The following is a 17,506-nucleotide window of genomic DNA, read 5'->3' on the forward strand; positions in this document are numbered from 1 at the left end:
ATAACACCTCTAATTGTACAAAAGTTACCACACAAAAAAAGAGACCGGACAAAAATCCAATCTCTTTTTTATGGCTCCTCTTCCAGGACTTGAACTCAGGAACCTCCCGTGATGAAAAATCACGGGATGCCCTATGCTAAAGAGCCAAGCCCTTGCAGAAAACCCGATAACGCATCTATGTGTCAAAAGCTAACCCACAAAAAAAAGAGACCGGACAAAAATCCAATCTCTTCTTTATGGCTCCTCTTCCAGGACTTGAACCTGGGAACCTCCCGTGATGAAAAATCACGGGATGCTCTATGCAAAAGAGCCAAGCCCATGTAAAAAAACTCGATAACACCTCTAATTGTACAAAAGTTACCACACAAAAAAAGAGACCGGACAAAAATCCAATCTCTTTTTTATGGCTCCTCTTCCAGGACTTGAACCCAGGAACCTCCCGTGATGAAAAATCACGGGATGCTCTATGCAAAAGAGCCAAGCCCATGTAAAAAAACTCGATAACACCTCTATTTGTACAAAAGTTACCACACAAAAAAAGAGACCGGACAAAAATCCAATCTCTTTTTTATGGCTCCTCCTCTAGGACTTGAACCTGGGAACCTCCCGTGATGAAAAATCACGGGATGCTCTATGCGAAAGAGCCAAGCCCTTGCAGAAAAACCGATAACGCATCTATGTGTCAAAAGCTAACGCACAAAAAAAAAGAGACCGGACAAAAATCCAATCTCTTTTTTATGGCTCCTCTTCCAGGACTTGAACCTGGGAACCTCCCGTGATGAATAATCACGGGATGCTCTATGCAAAAGAGCCAAGCCCATGTAAAAAAACTCGATAACACCTCTATTTGTACAAAAGTTACCACACAAAAAAAGAGACCGGACAAAAATCCAATCTCTTCTTTATGGCTCCTCCTCTAGGACTTGAACCTAGGACCCCCTGATTAACAGTCAGGTGCTCTAACCAGCTGAGCTAAGGAGGAGTGTAAACTTTGGCAATTCCAAAGGGATAATATATATGTTTGTTATGGCTCCTCCTCTAGGACTTGAACCTAGGACCCCCTGATTAACAGTCAGGTGCTCTAACCAGCTGAGCTAAGGAGGAGTATAATTACACTCTAATTGATTATATGCATATGAAACGGTTGGCCGTTTGCCTTCGTGTTTTTGTCAAATGCGCAGCAAAAGTAATAGGATTATTGAAAGTATGCAATATCTTTGTGGAAATATTTTCACAAAAACATCATTTAAGAAATAAGTATCTGATTATGAGCAAGGTTTTAGGCATGGGAAATGCGCTGGTTGATATTTTGGCAAGAATGGACAATGATGATCTATTGACAAAATTGAATTTCCCAAAGGGAAGTATGCAATTGGTTAATGCCGAAACATCGGCAATAGTATTGCTGGAGATAGCCAACCATGCCAAAGAAATGGCATCGGGAGGTTCCGCTGCCAATACAATACACGGCTTGTCTTGTCTGGGAGTTGCCACCGGATTTTTTGGTAAAGTAGGAAAAGACGAATTAGGGGCATTCTTTAAAAAGGATATGACTGCAAACAACATAGAAGCTAAATTGCTGGAAAGCCATAACGATTCGGGGAAAGCAGTAGCTTTAATAAGTCCCGATTCGGAGCGTACCTTTGCCACCTATCTGGGTGCTGCTGTGGAGCTATGTGCTGATGATGTGATGCGAGATCTTTTTCATGGTTATACCCACTTTCATATCGAAGGATATTTGGTGTACAATCAACCATTAATTGAAAAGGCACTTAAATATGCCAAAGAAGCCAATTTAATTGTTTCGCTCGATTTGGCCAGCTATAACGTGGTGGAAGATAACCATGCCTTTTTAAAAGATATGGTAGGCAAATATGTAGATATACTTTTTGCCAACGAAGAGGAAGCCAAAGCCTTTACCCAAAAAGAACACAAAGAAGCCTTGGACGAAATGGCCAAAGACTGTAATATTGCTGTTTTAAAGTTGGGCAGTGAAGGCTCCTTGATAAAGCATTTTGAAACAACTTTTGAAGTAGGTATCATACCCGCAAACAGTGTAGATACCACAGGAGCCGGTGATTTATATGCAGCCGGATTTTTATATGGCCTCATCAACCTGCTTCCTATCGATAAGTGTGGCGAAATAGCTGCATTACTCTCGGGCAATGTGATTGAGGTAATCGGTCCAAAAATGGAAAACCACCGCTGGGACAAGATTCATGAGGAATTAAAAAAAATGAGAAATTAACACAAACAAGAGGAAAGCATTGAAAAATTCAACTAACGCTAACCCGATAACGTTAGTTGATTTTTTACCTTCTACCAACCTATGCCCCTGTCCTCTTCTTTTTAAATGGCCTGATAAGCACTCTTAGCGACTGGTCGCGTGAAAAATAGCTTTGTGCCCAATTAATAATGATAAACAATCTATTTTTAACACCTACGATGGCCATCAGGTGCACCAGCAGCCATAAAAACCAGGCTAAGCTTCCCGAAAAACTAAATTTGGGTAAATCCACCACGGCCATATTTCGGCCTATGGTAGCCATTGATCCCTTGTCTTTGTATTCAAATGGCTCTTCGGTATTATTAAGCAGGTTTTTAGCCAATTGCACGGCTTGCTGAATGGCAACTTGTGCCACCTGAGGGTGTCCGTTTTTATATTTTTCGGTTTCCATGTAAGCTATATCGCCTAAGGCATAAATATCATTTAAGCCTTTAACCCGGTTAGTTCTGTCGACTGCTAATCGATTGGCGTGTGCGTAATACTCATCAGCAATACCTTTGATTCTTTTACCACCCACACCAGCAGTCCAAACCAGGTTTTGTACTTTATGCACTTTACCGTTACCCAAGGTCATATTCTCGCCGTCGTAATCCGAGATCATGGTGTTTAAATGCACCTCTACACCCAGTTTAGTCAGGAATTTAAGCGCATCCTGGCTGGCTTTTTCGCTCATTACGCTCAATAATTTGGGTGCTGCTTCGTATAAACGGATTTTCATACGGTGAAAATCCAGCTCTGGGTAATCCTTGGGCAATACATAGCGTTTTAGTTCGGCAATAGCTCCTGACAGTTCCACACCCGTGGGTCCTCCGCCTACGATAACCACCGACAAGAGTTTAGACTGTTCTTTTCTGTCATCCGTTAAAATAGCGGCTTCAAAACTCTCCAATATGCGGTTACGTAAATTAATAGCCTGGGCTGTCGATTTCATGGGGATACTGTACTTTTCTATATTCCGGTTGCCAAAATAGTTGGTATCCACCCCGGTGGCTATAATTAGTTTATCGTAGCTCAGCTCGCCGGCAGCAGTAACAACTGTTTTGGCATCCGCTCGCACTTCATACAATTCTGTATTTCGGAAATGTAAATTTCTGTGTTGTTGAAAAACCTTGCGTATGGGAAAGGAAATATTGCTGGGTTCCAATCCTGAGGTGGCCACTTGATAGAACAATGGTTGAAACTGATGAAAGTTTCTTTTGTCTATCATTACCACCTGATAACCCGAACTACCGAGCTTACGTGCCAACTTTAAGCCGGCAAATCCGGCTCCGATAATTATCACTCTTTTTTTGCCATTAACGGGCAAATTAAAACTGTTGCTCATGACTATTTTATTGTGCAAATTACACCTAAGCTAAAAAATATATACATTCATCACTTTCAGCTATTCTAGGCATAAAGTCGCTTAAGTTGAAGTAAATTTTTTATAGGCTTAGCCCACGATTCTGCCAATGCTGAATCGGCCTTCACTGTTCGATTCAGAATAAAGTGTATAGGGCGGGCTAAAGATATTGAACCCACAATTAAAGAAATTGTTCGTTAATTAAAGTGATAAGAAAACCTCGTTTTAGCTTTACCCTAAACTATTCGCGAATTATCGATTGGAAAAATAATACTTAGAGCAAAAGCAAAAGCCACAAGGGAATAGTAATTAATGATAGCGCGTGGGTTATCAATATGGTACCGCTAATCAGTTTTTGATCGGCACCATACAATTCGCCCAACACCAGACTGGCCATAGCTGAGGGCATAACCGCCACAATGAGCATGACATTAAGATAAAGATGATGGGGGAATAGAAATTTGAGCATTAGTACGCCCGCAACAGGTATGAGTATAAGCCTGAACAAGGCTACCGCCCACAGGTCTCTTTGTTTTAAATCGCCAAGTTTTATTTTTCCCATTCTTCCCCCCACCATTATCAAGGACATCGGAATAGTAGCCTGCCCCAATTCGTATATGGTTTTTTGGGTATAATCTATAATCAAGCTGCTATCGAATAATCTTTGTATAGGCATGTTTACTATGTGCAATGCCAGCAAAAGCCCCGCCGAAAAGTATATACTGATTAAAGGCGGCGACAATAGATGCTTAAGGTTGCGTAAGGTAAAACCCCCTTTATTTAAGTTCAGAATAGACATGCCAAGTGTCCATACCGCCAGCTCGGCACCCAGGGTGGATAGTATTAGTGCGGCCATATGCTGTTCGCCGTAGAGTTTGGATATAATGGCAAGGGGCAAAAAGGAGTAATTGTTGATGGTCATCTGAAACAAAATACTCTTGCGCCTTTTAGGATTGCTACTTTTAAAAAAACCCGCATACAACAGGCCAATGGCATACCCCAGTACACAAAACATGAAAATGGAAACGGGAAGTTGCCACGACTCAAGCACTTTGGTAAGCGTAAAGTTTGTTGTTACAGAACTAAAAATCAAGGACGGATAAAGTACCTTGATGATGATATGGCTAAAATCTTTAAGTGCTTTTTCGGATATGATATTTCGCCGGATGATAACGTATCCGGGTACCATCATTAAAAAAACCGATAGTACATTTATAAATAATGCTGAAAACATGAATTACCTTTTATGCTGGCAAAGGTAAACTAATTTAGCTCAATAACCCGAAACGTCGCCACCGCCCGACTCGTTAATTTGTTTCATTTTTGGCGAACCTGAATAGTTTACATCGCCACCTCCACTGGCATTGGCAGTGAGCGATTCGGAAGCAAATACTTCCACGTCACCACCCCCACTTGCCGATACTGTTGCATGCTTCGCTTTTAGCTTTTTAGCGTTGATATCGGCACCACCCGATGCCGACGCGGTGAGCTTTTCCGTAGTACCTTCGATAAGCATATCTGCACCCCCTGTACAATTTAAATTCAAATTATTGGTGTACACCGATAAATAAATATCAGCACCTCCGTTGCATTCTAAATTTAGGTTTTCTGCTTTTATGGCCGTTGTTCCATGTATATCTGCACCTCCATTGGCTGTAATATTTTTAAATATTGGAGAAGAGATGTAAACCTTTCGCGTATCTTTTAAATTCCATTTAAAACTGCCTTTTACATAAACATGCAGGGTTTCGCCTTTAACCTCCGTAATAATTCTATGTATTTGACCTTTGGATGCTTCTATCTCAACACCCCGTTCGTTTTGTTGCGTTATATACACATCCAATCCGTTGGCCACCTTGATAGAATTAAAGTTCCCTACTTGTCGAATTTCTCGTTGGGCAGAACTAATTTGAACAAATATTAATAAGCCGATTAATACAGCTATTGATGCGAATACCAGTTTTTTAATTGTCATGTCAAGTGATTTTAATGGATGAGAAATATAGCATATAAGAATGACGCACAAAACAGGTGTTTTGTTACAACAAGGGCACTGTTAATTCTGTTGAGTAAAAGTATTTGGTTTTATAAATTTACACACTACAAGAACAAACAACAAATCGGTTTTTTTTTATTTCCTCCGTTTTTTTATGCTCTGCGTTCTTCGCTTTACGCTCCTTGTTTTACACTTTACGTTGCGTGCTATACGCCCTCCACTTTACACTGCGTCCTCACTCCACCTCCCACACATCGCCGGAGTTCACCATCTCTTCAAAAGTAGTTATGCTTGTTTTGGCTTGCACTTCTTTTAGCTGTTGTTCCACCGATTCGTCATAGCAATCATCTTTAACCGATCGAATAACTCCCAGTGCCACCGGCAATTCCGGAAAATCCATATTCGAGAGTTTACGGTGTATTGCAGCATGCGGACTATACGCATCGTGCACCAAAACGTCATCTAAGGTATAGCCATCCTCACCTATGGTAATGGCTTTAATATCCATACCGTCCATCACCAAGCCCTTGTTGTTATCCACACCAAAAATCATTTTTTCGCCATGTCGCAGTATGATGGTTCTATCAGCCTTAAACTTTTTATCGGTAATGGCTTCATGTGTTTTATCGTTATAGATAACGCAGTTTTGCAACACCTCCACAATGGAAGTACCTTTGTGCCTGGCCGCCTCTTCCATTACCTCAATAGAAAGTTTTATTTCTTTGTCGATGGTGCGGGCAAAAAACTGACCACGAGCCCCCAGTGTCAATTCACCCGGCCTAAAAGGATCTTCAACTGTTCCGTAGGGCGATGTTTTGGATATAAAGCCCCGCTTTGATGTGGGCGAATATTGCCCTTTGGTAAGGCCATAGATTTGGTTGTTAAACAGGATAACATTGATATCTATATTCCGGCGAATAAGATGAATAAAATGATTTCCGCCAATGGCCAGTGCATCGCCATCGCCCGTAATTTGCCACACTTTTAAATCCGGATTGGCCACCATTACACCTGAAGCCACTGCCGAAGCGCGCCCATGTATGGTATGGAACCCATAGGTGTTCATGTAATAGGGGAAGCGCGACGAGCAACCTATTCCAGATATAACCGCCACGTTGTGCGGCTCCACCTGTAAATTGGCCATGGCTTTCTGCACCGCGTTTAGTATGGCGTGGTCGCCACAGCCAGGGCACCAGCGCACACTTAAATTACTTTTAAAATCGGTATATTTTAGTTCGCTTTTTTGGCTCATAACACTAGTCCTCCAATATTTTTTTAAATTGCTCTTTAAGTTCTACCACGGTAAATGGCAAGCCTTGCATTTTATTGAACTGACGGTATTGAATATCAGGAAAGTTCATACGTAAATAATTGGCAAACTGACCCAGATTGAGTTCGCATACCAAAATCTTGTTATACTGCTTGAGTACCTCATGGGTATTTTTGGGCAGGGGCTGGATGTAATTGAAATGCGCTAAGGCCACTTTTACGCCCTCCTCGGCAAGTTCCTCGACGGCAGTATAAAGGTGCCCAAACGTACCACCCCATCCCACCACCAGCAAATCGCTGTCGGGCTGTCCCAGGATATCCTGTTCGGGAATATTGTTTTCGATATACTTAATTTTAGCCGCGCGATATTTCACCATTCTTTCATGGTTCTCGGCATCGTAGGATACTCCGCCTGTCTTTTCGTCTTTCTCTAGACCACCCAAACGGTGCATCAAACCCGGGGTGCCAACTTTTACCCAACTACGCACATAGGTTTCCGGGTCGCGCTGATAGGGCATCCACGTTGCCTCATCTTCGGGTGCCACCCGTTTAGCTTTAATTTCGGGATAATCCGCCAGGTCGGGTATTTTCCATGTTTGCGTTCCATTGGCCAAAAAACCGTCAGTCAGCAATATTACGGGTGTCATATGCTCAACGGCTATCTTTGCGGCATAAAAGGCATACTCAAAACAGTTAATTGGCGATGAGGCCGCCATCACCACACAAGGACTTTCACCGTTACGCCCGTACAGTGCCTGCATCAAATCGCTCTGCTCTGTTTTGGTGGGCAATCCGGTACTTGGTCCACCACGCTGTACGTTAACAATAACCAGTGGAAGTTCTGCAATAATTGCCAGGCCAATGGCCTCGCCCTTTAAAGCCAATCCGGGACCGGAGGTGCTTGTAACAGCTAAATCACCGGCAAAGCTGGCACCAATAGCAGTACATATACCGGCTATCTCGTCCTCGGCCTGAAAAACCTTTACGCCCATGTCCTTGCGAAGGGATAGTTCCTGAAGAATCTCCGTGGCCGGGGTGATAGGGTACGAACCTAAAAAAAGCTCTAAATTGGCTTTTTTTGCGGCGGCAATCAACCCCCATGCTGTAGCCACATTTCCATTAAGGTTACGGTACTTTCCTTTTGCAACGGCAGCAGGGTTTATATGATACGAAGGGGTTACGGCCTGAATAATTACACCATAGTTATACCCTTCGCGCAGCACTTTAAGATTAGCTTCGACCACCAGTGGGTTTTTGGCAAATTTTTTCTTTATATAATTGGTGGTATGCTCCATGGGGCGGTTAAATAACCAATATACAACGCCCAGCGCATACATATTTTTACTACGTAAAATACTTTTATTATCGAGCCCCATATCTTTTAAGCTCTCCTTGGTGAGGGTAGTGATAGGGGCTTTAATAATATGATAATCGCCTAATTTATCTTCGGTTATGGGGTCATCGGTTTTGTATCCGGCTTTTTCCAGATTTCTGGCATCAAAACTGTCTACATCCATAATAATGGTACCTCCGTGTTTTATCCATTTGGCATTGGCTTTTAGGGCTGCAGGATTCATAGCCACCAGTACATCGGCATAGTCGCCGGGCGTAAACACTTCACTGTGACCAAAATGAACCTGAAAACCTGACACCCCACCTATTGTACCCTGGGGGGCTCTTATCTCCGCCGGATAATCCGGGAACGTAGAAATATCATTACCAAATACTGCCGAAGTATTTGAAAATAAGGTTCCCGTCAATTGCATGCCATCGCCTGAGTCACCCGAAAAACGGACTACTACCTCGTCTCGCTCTATCACTTTTGAACTTCTACCCATAACTATTTATAGCTTTTAAATGTTCTGTTCGCAATAATTGACCAGTAAAGGTAAGCGGTATAAATGAACAAAAGCTTGACAGACGTCATTATTTTAAATACAAAACCATGTTTCCCAAAAGCTTTTCGCTATTATCCGGCAAAAATGAGACCTTCGGGGTTTGTTAAAAAAAAAGCCCGTTCGCATAAGGAACGGGCTTTATATGTTTATAAATTGTGCTTATAATTTATTTTTTCAAAACATATCCTTCACTTTACTAAAGAAATTCTTCTCTTGCGATGATGGTTTAGGGTTAAAGGATTCGGATTCGATCATTTTTTCCATTACTTTTTTCTCCTCACGTGTTAAACTTTTGGGTATCCAAACCTGTATTTTCACCAGAATATCTCCCCTGCCGTAACCATTAACTTCGGGTAGACCTTTACCCCGCAGCCTCAAAATTTTACCTGGTTGTGTGCCGGCTTCAACTTTCACTTTTACACGTCCTTCGAGGGTCGGTATCTCCACCGGCGCGCCTAAGGTAGCCTGTGGTATGCTCACAAACAGATTGTACAGCAAATCTCTTCCGTCTCGCACTAACTCAGGATGCTCGGCTTCTTGTATTAATACCAGTAAATCGCCGTTTATGCCACCTCTGCGTGCGGCGTTCCCTTTTCCGGATACCGAAAGCTGCATACCTTCTTCAACACCGGCTGGTATGTTTATCGAAATTACTTCCTCATTTTTCTCTATCCCCTCGCCGGCGCAGTGCTTACATTTGTTGGTAATTATTTTACCTTCGCCACCACAGGTAGGGCAGGTAGATGCCGTTTGCATCTGACCCAAGATAGTATTGGATATGCGGGTTACCTGACCCGAACCTTGACAGCTTGTACAGGTGCTGTGGGAAGCCCCCCCTTCGGCGCCTGAGCCGGTACAATGACTGCAGGGCACATATTTTTTTACTTTTATCTTTTTTTCTACACCTTTCAACACCTCATCCAGCGTAAGGGTAACTTTTACACGCAGATTTGAGCCTTTATTTACGCGCTGACGGCCGCCACCGCCAAATCCTCCGAACCCACTAAAACCACCAAAGTTTCCACCGCCACCAAAAATATCGCCGAAGTGCGAAAAAATGTCATCCATAGACATTCCACCGCCACCAAATCCGCCACCTGCGGCTCCGCCTACACCGGCATGACCATATTGATCGTAACGCGATTTTTTTTGTGGATTACTAAGTACCTCATAAGCTTCTGCGGCTTCTTTAAATTTTTCCTCAGCAACCTTATCACCCGGATTCTTATCAGGATGGTGCTGCACTGCCTTTTTCCGATAGGCTTTTTTGATTTCCTCGGCGGAGGCACTTTTATTTACCTCTAAAACTTCGTAATAATCTCTTTTCGACATAATGTGTATCTTCCGTGCTTAACTATTCTCCAACAACAACTTTTGCAAAACGCATTACTTTATCGTTCAGCATATAACCTTTTTCGATACAGTCTATTACTTTACCTTTCATTTTATTTGTTGGTGCAGGAATTTTTGTAACTGCTTCATGCAGGTCGGTATCAAAATCTTTATCTATCGACTCAATTTCTACCACCCCGTTGCGCTTAAGGAATTCTTGAAATTTATTATAAATCAAATCAATCCCCTCTTTTACCGCTGAAATATCGGAAGCATCATCCAAATGTGCAATTGCCCTTTCAAAATCATCCACCACGGGCAATATCCCACTGAGCAATCCCTCACCGGCATTCTTCAATAGTTCCATGCGTTCTTTTAAAGTGCGCTTACGGTAATTATCGTACTCGGCTGACAAACGCAAGTATCTGTCGTTAAGTTCTGATACTTTTGCCGTCAACTCTTCAATCTGAATTTCCTCCGGGCTTAGGTCAGTCATCTCCTCCGTTTGATCCTCATTTTCCATAGCGCTTTCTTCCTGCCCCGGGGCTGCATCGGTTTGGTTTGCGCTGATGTTATCTTCCATCACGCTCTCCTCTTTTTCCTTATTAGATTCTTTTGTTGTCATTATATATTTTAGTTTTTTATTTTCGAACGAACAGCCTTGGCATAACAATTAATTTGCCAAGACCGTAGCTTGGGACATATTGACAGCTTTTTACATCCTGTAATAACATCCTGTCAGGTAGATAAACAAACAATGGCAGTACATGTTTGTACTGCCATTGTTTGTATAGCTTCATATAATTATCTTATTACGCCATCAATCCAAATGGCACAAATTTATTTTACCAATTGCTTAAGTGTTGCCTGCAAATGTGCCCCCCTCAAACGTTTGGCTACAATAATACCGTCGCCATCAATCAAAAAGTTATCCGGTATTCCTCTAACACCATAGGCTTGGGCCGCTTTAGAATTCCAACCCAGCAGGTCGCTTACATGATATGGCCACGAAAGATTATCCTGGGTAATTGCATTTGTCCATTTATCTTTACTTTTATCCAATGAAACACTATATACTGTGAATCCTTTGCCATTAACAAAATGCTTGTCCTTATAATTTTGATAGGCCTCTACCACATGCGGATTTTCGCGTCGACACGGGCCGCACCATGACGCCCAAAAATCGATCAACACCATTTTTCCTTTTAATGAAGAAAGAGCGATGACTTCTCCTTGTGGTGACAACAATTTTATTTCTGGCGCTTTATTACCGATTTCAAGCCCTATTTTAGCCTTGTCATTATTTGAGGCTGATACGACTCCAACAATAAGCGTAAGCATCAGAAGGGCAATTATTTTTAATCTATTCTTCATCATATAAGAATTAATTTCTAGAAAGATATTCCAGTGACTCCGTCACCTTGTCAATACTTGAGCTTCGTGCCACTAAGCGGCCGTCGCCATCAATTAGTAGGTTAATAGGTCGTGTTACCTCAAATGTTTTGGAGATAGATGATTCCGCACCTTTGTAATCGCATATGTGCAGGGCATTTGTAAAACCATCCTGCTTGATGGCATTTTTTAGCGGTGATTTAAACCTGTCGAGAGAAATAGATACGATTACAAATCCTTCGCCTTTGTAAAACTTACTATTTGCAAATTTTTTTTGAAGCATCATTTTTTGGTGATTTTCCATACGGGACTCCCCGTCGTAAGACGCCCAAAAATCTATTAAAACCATTTTTCCTTGCAATGTTTCCAAATCAAATTCGGAGCCATTAAGTAAGGTTGTTTGTAATTCAGGAACTCTATCTCCAATGGCTAAGCCTACTTTTGGTTCGGGGATGCCGTTGATAAACGATAAAAAACCTGGCCCTACTAATACAACGAATAACAATAGTTTTAGCTTTCTCATACACAATAATTTTGGTTAATACTCATACTGCAAAGGTTATAATTTTTACAGTACCGTTAATCTAATATTAGATTAACACAATTGTTTTCGTGACAAGTGTTACAAAAACAGTTGGCAAAAGTATGTTGAATAACAACAATAACCAAAAATAAATGTTTGGAAATGCGGATTAAAGAACTTATCTTAGTCGGTTTTTCATGCCATACGCTTATAGCCTCCTTTATAGTGCACACCACAACAATCTGCAGACTAAACACTTACGCATCTTTTTCGGCAATATTTTAAATCAAGCCAAACGGCATGGTTAAACATTGTTAATAAAAACTACGATTTTGTTAAACTCTTTTAATCCGGGCTCCCAGCTTTTGTAATCGCACATCAATACCTTGGTAGCCTCTATCTATCTGATTGATATTCTGAATAGTACTTGTCCCTTTTGCCGAAAGTGCAGCAATCAACAGGGCTACTCCGGCACGAATATCCGGCGAGGTTAATGTAGTACCCCGGAGTGGCGTTTCTTTATTTAATCCGATAACCGTTGCCCGATGCGGATCGCAAAGGATAATACGAGCCCCCATATCTATCAGTTTATCAACAAAGAAAAGACGACTCTCAAACATTTTCTGATGTATAAGAACACTTCCTTTGGCTTGCGTAGCTATTACCAAAAAAACACTCAACAAGTCGGGTGTCAGGCCGGGCCACGGAGCATCGGCAATGGTCATAATGGAGCCATCAATAAAGGTTTCTATCTCGTATTCATCTTGCTGAGGGATAAAAATATCGTCTCCTCTGCGTTGTAATTTGACACCCATTTTTTTAAAGGCCTCCGGTATAATCCCGAGTTGGTCGTAAGCCGTGTCTTTAATGGTTATTTCCGATCCCGTCATAGCGGCCATGCCAATAAAACTGCCTATCTCAATCATGTCGGGCAGCAAGCGGTGCTTACATCCCGATAAGCCAGGTACACCCTGTATGCTTAAAAGATTGGACCCAATACCACTTATCTCGGCACCCATGCTCACCAGCATTTTGCAGAGTTGTTGCAAATAAGGTTCACAAGCCGCATTGTATATTGTAGTTTTTCCTTCTGCCAAAACAGCGGCCAGTACGATATTGGCCGTACCCGTTACCGATGCTTCGTCTAAAAGCATGTAGCTACCTTTAAGCCCATCGGTTTCGAGGCTATAAAATATTTCGTTGGCATTATAATGGAAGCGGGCACCCAGTTTTTCGAAGCCTACAAAGTGCGTATCTAATCTACGACGCCCAATTTTATCGCCACCCGGTTTTGGAAAATATGCTTTCCCATAGCGGGCGAGCAATGGACCCATAATCATGATTGAGCCACGAAGCGAGGATGCTTTATTTCTGAACTCCTTACCTTGCAGATATCCAAGATCTATATTTTCGGCCTTAAAGGAATAGGTATGGGAATTTTTTTTAACAATTTGCACACCTAAATGATCCAGTAGATCGATAAGATTGTTCACATCAACAATATCCGGAATATTACTTATTTCAACCTCTTGGTTAGTTAGCAGGGTGGCACATATTATTTGTAGTGCTTCGTTTTTTGCGCCTTGCGGTGTAATTTCGCCGGAAAGCTTATGACCCCCTTCAATTTCGAAAGAATGCATTATACGTAGGTTATAGCCCGTGAAGATTTAGTTTTTATGATCGTCGTGACGTTTGTAGTTGCGTTTTTTTTTGCCACGGTTTTGGTTGTAGCCACTTTGGTTTGAGGCATTTTGGTTGGCGGTGTTATGATTTGGATAGTTACTTTCGCGCTGAACCGGTATTTTAATGTCTTCGTTAATCACCAATCTATTACCCGACATTTCAATCATATCTGAAAAAACCCGTTCGTCTCCGGGAAAATCTTTATTCCAGGTAAGTAAAGATTTTTTCATATTATTAGCGATGAGCATAATTAGATGCTGTTTTAATTCGCCTTCTTCCATTTCAGCAGCCTTATCTATCATTTTCTCTATCGTACGTCCGTAATGGCGATACTTAATGCGCTGATTATTATAGGCTAATTTTTTGGGTCTTTCGTTTAAGCTTTTAGCTTCAGGCATTTCAAATGGCGTGTCAATATCCAATTTAAAATCGGACATAATGGCCAAATGATCCCACAGCTTATGCTTAAAATCGTTTACATCGCGCAAATGCGGGAACATATTGCCCATATTGCCGATGATGGAATGTGCACAACGTGTCCGTTCCTCTTTGTCTTCGATGGAAACGCAGTGGTCAACCATCATTTGGATATGTCGGCCGTACTCGGGCAGACGCAACTTTTTCCTCTTTGAATTATAATCCATACTCAATGAAAATCTCTTCTATATCAATATTTTTTGAAGTAATGTTAAACCCGTGCTAACTAAAAGAAAGTTCTTTTAAAACACTATAAATTGGATTTTGGGGATGATAATGGTGATTAGTGAAGCAAACATGCTTACAACATGCATGTACTATTTTGCAAATTTAACCCAAAATTTTAAGTTTGGCAAATTTTAAAAGCAATTGTTTTAAACCTGCATTTTCAAAGTCAACCGTAGCCTTAGCATTGGGCATTTCTCCGTCGAGGCTAATAATACGACCTTTACCAAAACGAATATGTTCTACGAGTAATCCTGCCTTAAGGTTACCAACAGCACTACCGGAAAATGAAGCCCCTTTTTTACCGCCCTGCCTGTTTTCTACTTTTTTAAAATTATATCCCGGTTTTGCCGTTGTGGATGTATTTGAAAATGAGCGTCGTTCTGCCTGTTTTGGCGTAAATTTACCCGGCTTATCAGCTATTTTTATTTTATCGCCGGAAAACTCAACAAAATCGCTATGGATTTCGCCAATAAACCTGCTGGGTCGACAAAAAGCCGATTCGCCATACTTATAACGGGTACGAGCAAAGGAAATGGTAGCATAGTCTTCGGCTCTGGTTACGGCCACATAAAATAACCTGCGCTCTTCTTCAATACCCTGTTCGCTTTCCAAAGTCATCGACGAAGGGAACAGCCCCTCCTCAACACCAACTATATATACGTTTTTAAACTCCAATCCTTTACTCGAATGGATGGTCATCAGCGTTACCTTATTGATATCGTCATCCGACTCGTTGTCCTGATCGGTAAGTAAGGATACTTCTTCCAAAAAGTGAATGAGACCTGTTTCCCCTCCTTCCTCCATGCGGTTATTGCTAAACTCCTGGATTCCATTCATCAATTCCTGAATATTCTCCTGACGGGCAATCGCTTCGGGCGTTCTATCGTGATATAAATCTTTCATCATACCACTTTGAGTAGCAATTTCCATCACCAGATCGTAAGCAGACTGCTGTTTTAAACTTGCTGCAAAGCCGTTTATCAGGCCTACAAAAGAATTTAGCTTACGTTGTGTTCCGGCATTAAATAATCGGGAAGTATCTTCCAGCGATATCAATATCTCCCACATCGCTTTACCCGAAGCCACAGCTGCTGCCTCAATTTTATCGAGTGTGGTTTTTCCTATTCCTCGTGTTGGGTAGTTAATAATACGTTTGAGTGCTTCCTGGTCGGCCGGGTTAACCGTAACACGACAGTAAGCCAATAAGTCCTTTATCTCCTTGCGCTGATAAAAACTTAATCCACCATAAATTTTATAAGGCATATTGCTTTTACGCAGGGCCTCTTCAAAGATACGCGACTGTGCATTGGTGCGATAAAGGATGGCAAAATCCTGATAATCGTAGTTATGCTTCAGTTTTTTATCCTTAATATCATTAATTACAATGTATCCTTCTTCAATATCGGAATAAGCATTGTGTATTTTTATCCTACTCCCCTGGTCTTTTTCGGAAAAAACAGCTTTTTTAATTTGCTTTTGGTTTTTGGCAATAATACTGTTGGCTGCATTTACGATATTTTGCGTAGAACGATAGTTTTGTTCCAACTTAAACAATTGGTAATCGGGATAGTCATTTCTGAAATTTAAGATATTCTCGATTTTAGCACCCCTAAAGCTATAAATACTTTGTGCATCATCACCCACCACACAAATGTTACCATGCTTTTGGGCCAGTTTTTTAATGATGATGTATTGCGAATAGTTGGTATCCTGGTACTCATCAACCAAAATATATTGGATCCAGTTTTGGTATTTTTGCAGTATTTCGGGATGGTCGCGAAACAAGATATTGGTATTGAGCAATAAATCGTCGAAATCCATGGCTCCAAATTTATAGCATTGCCGCATATAACGGGTGTAAATTTCGTACACCATACCTTTGCGCGAAGCCTGATCCTCCATCATACGATGCTGATCGCGCGCATAAGCCGCCGGGGTAACCAAATCATTTTTGGCCGAAGAAATTCTTCCCAGCACCTGGCCGGGCTTGTATTCCTTATCGCTGAGCTTCATTTGCTTGATGATGGATTTTATAAGGCTTTTGGAATCGGCAGTATCATAAATGGTAAAAGAAGAAGGATAGCCCAGTTTATCGGCCTCACTCCTCAGAATACGAGCAAATACCGAATGAAAGGTACCCATCCATAACTTTTGAGCAATATCGTTACCTACCATGGTGGCAATACGCAGCTTCATTTCCCTGGCTGCTTTGTTGGTAAATGTTAAGGCCAAAATACGATGCGGAGGAACACCCTGCATAAGCAGGTGCGCTATTCTAAACGTTAACACACGCGTTTTGCCCGATCCCGCACCCGCAATAACCAGAGATGCTCCCTCGGTTGTAATTACAGCCTGTTGTTGTGCCGGATTTAATTGCTCCAGATAATTTTGCACCTATATTTATTTTTTGGATAATAGGCAAAGATAGAGAAAATGATAAGGGTACGAAACGCACTGTGATGAATATTTATCAGTTCGTTTAATGATAATGGTGTTTATTGAAATTGATGGAAAGTTTGTGCAAAACTTATAATCCACATGATAAAATTTGCTGTAAAAAAAGCAGTAGTATCCCAAAAAAAACATAACCTTGTATCCCTGGAAATGAATGCACCCATTTCCAGAGCTAAATTTGCCCAACTTTTAAATCCGCTTCTCCATCCTTTCGTATAAAGACAGGCAGATTATGTTGGTAATTTTATGGACGGTTTAATAGAGATTGAATCAATAACTAAACGAGTATGAGGCCTTATATTATTTATATTTTGATAGCGATAATGTCCTTGCCCCTGTCATCCCAAAAAAAATGGCAGCACATACCTGCCAATCATCCTGCCATCCATTACACCGGACGGTTTGACGACTCCAAACCTAAAGAAATCCGTTACGATTGGCCAGGCACAACAATTCAATTTCAATTTACCGGAAATGAATTACAATTGTTGTTGAACGGAGGAGAACGTAATTATTTTAACCTTTTTATTGATAACACATTGCATGAAGTATTGCATCTGCCTACAGATACCATCTATAACGTCAGCGATATTAAGGGGAGAGGCTCTCATTGGGTAAGGCTGCA

At 41.4% G+C, this 17,506-nt stretch carries 13 protein-coding genes, 2 tRNA genes and 1 pseudogene; 2 read left to right on the forward strand and 14 right to left on the reverse strand.

The window, feature by feature from the left end; all coding sequences use genetic code 11:
* Positions 1-905: 905 nt before the first annotated feature.
* Together FN809_RS17370 and FN809_RS17375 are read right to left on the reverse strand one after the other, a co-directional pair.
* Positions 906-982, reverse strand: a tRNA-Asn gene (locus tag FN809_RS17370).
* Between the two features lie 45 nt (positions 983-1,027).
* A tRNA-Asn gene (locus FN809_RS17375) sits at positions 1,028-1,104 on the reverse strand.
* Between the two features lie 163 nt (positions 1,105-1,267).
* Between FN809_RS17375 and FN809_RS17380 the strand changes: the two genes are divergently transcribed.
* Positions 1,268-2,248, forward strand: coding sequence for an adenosine kinase (locus tag FN809_RS17380; RefSeq protein ID WP_142534819.1), 981 nt, complete (start codon positions 1,268-1,270; stop codon positions 2,246-2,248).
* 79 nt (positions 2,249-2,327) lie between these two features.
* Here the strand turns inward: FN809_RS17380 and FN809_RS17385 are convergent, their stop codons facing one another.
* The 12 genes from FN809_RS17385 to FN809_RS17440 form a co-directional block, all read right to left on the reverse strand.
* Positions 2,328-3,611: an NAD(P)/FAD-dependent oxidoreductase gene (locus FN809_RS17385; protein ID WP_142534820.1), complete on the reverse strand. Its 1,284-nt coding sequence runs from the start codon at positions 3,609-3,611 to the stop codon at positions 2,328-2,330.
* 292 nt (positions 3,612-3,903) lie between these two features.
* Entirely contained in the window at positions 3,904-4,863 is a 960-nt protein-coding gene (locus FN809_RS17390; protein ID WP_142534821.1) for an AEC family transporter, read from the reverse strand.
* Between the two features lie 39 nt (positions 4,864-4,902).
* The gene (locus tag FN809_RS17395; RefSeq protein ID WP_142534822.1) at positions 4,903-5,604 is read right to left on the reverse strand and encodes a head GIN domain-containing protein; all 702 of its coding nucleotides are present in this window, start codon (positions 5,602-5,604) and stop codon (positions 4,903-4,905) included.
* A gap of 256 nt (positions 5,605-5,860) precedes the next feature.
* On the reverse strand, positions 5,861-6,877 hold the full coding sequence (locus FN809_RS17400) for a 2-oxoacid:ferredoxin oxidoreductase subunit beta (protein WP_142534823.1): 1,017 nt from the start codon (positions 6,875-6,877) through the stop codon (positions 5,861-5,863).
* 4 nt (positions 6,878-6,881) lie between these two features.
* Positions 6,882-8,732: a 2-oxoacid:acceptor oxidoreductase subunit alpha gene (locus FN809_RS17405; RefSeq protein ID WP_142534824.1), complete on the reverse strand. Its 1,851-nt coding sequence runs from the start codon at positions 8,730-8,732 to the stop codon at positions 6,882-6,884.
* A 234-nt stretch (positions 8,733-8,966) separates the two neighbouring features.
* Positions 8,967-10,124, reverse strand: a complete 1,158-nt coding sequence (gene dnaJ / locus FN809_RS17410; protein WP_142534825.1) for a molecular chaperone DnaJ — start codon at positions 10,122-10,124, stop codon at positions 8,967-8,969.
* Between the two features lie 22 nt (positions 10,125-10,146).
* Positions 10,147-10,749 (reverse strand): nucleotide exchange factor GrpE, encoded by a 603-nt coding sequence (locus tag FN809_RS17415; protein ID WP_142534826.1) that lies wholly within the window; start codon positions 10,747-10,749, stop codon positions 10,147-10,149.
* Between the two features lie 215 nt (positions 10,750-10,964).
* Positions 10,965-11,501, reverse strand: coding sequence for a peroxiredoxin family protein (locus FN809_RS17420; RefSeq protein WP_142534827.1), 537 nt, complete (start codon positions 11,499-11,501; stop codon positions 10,965-10,967).
* A gap of 7 nt (positions 11,502-11,508) precedes the next feature.
* Positions 11,509-12,039, reverse strand: a complete 531-nt coding sequence (locus tag FN809_RS17425; protein ID WP_142534828.1) for a TlpA family protein disulfide reductase — start codon at positions 12,037-12,039, stop codon at positions 11,509-11,511.
* Positions 12,040-12,374: 335 nt separating this feature from the next.
* Complete coding sequence (gene murA / locus FN809_RS17430; RefSeq protein WP_142534829.1) at positions 12,375-13,679, reverse strand: UDP-N-acetylglucosamine 1-carboxyvinyltransferase; 1,305 nt, start codon at positions 13,677-13,679, stop codon at positions 12,375-12,377.
* A gap of 27 nt (positions 13,680-13,706) precedes the next feature.
* A complete protein-coding gene (locus FN809_RS17435) occupies positions 13,707-14,366 on the reverse strand; it encodes a DUF4290 domain-containing protein (RefSeq protein ID WP_142534830.1) in 660 nt (219 codons plus the stop codon).
* A gap of 163 nt (positions 14,367-14,529) precedes the next feature.
* Positions 14,530-16,821: an ATP-dependent helicase gene (locus tag FN809_RS17440; protein ID WP_142534831.1), complete on the reverse strand. Its 2,292-nt coding sequence runs from the start codon at positions 16,819-16,821 to the stop codon at positions 14,530-14,532.
* A gap of 347 nt (positions 16,822-17,168) precedes the next feature.
* Here FN809_RS17440 and FN809_RS17445 point away from each other — a divergent pair.
* Positions 17,169-17,506 (forward strand): annotated as a pseudogene (locus FN809_RS17445) (SGNH/GDSL hydrolase family protein); the annotation flags it as partial.

Origin of the sequence: Saccharicrinis carchari (genome assembly GCF_900182605.1) — a bacterium.
In the GTDB taxonomy this organism is placed as follows: Bacteria; Bacteroidota; Bacteroidia; order Bacteroidales; family Marinilabiliaceae; genus Saccharicrinis; species Saccharicrinis carchari.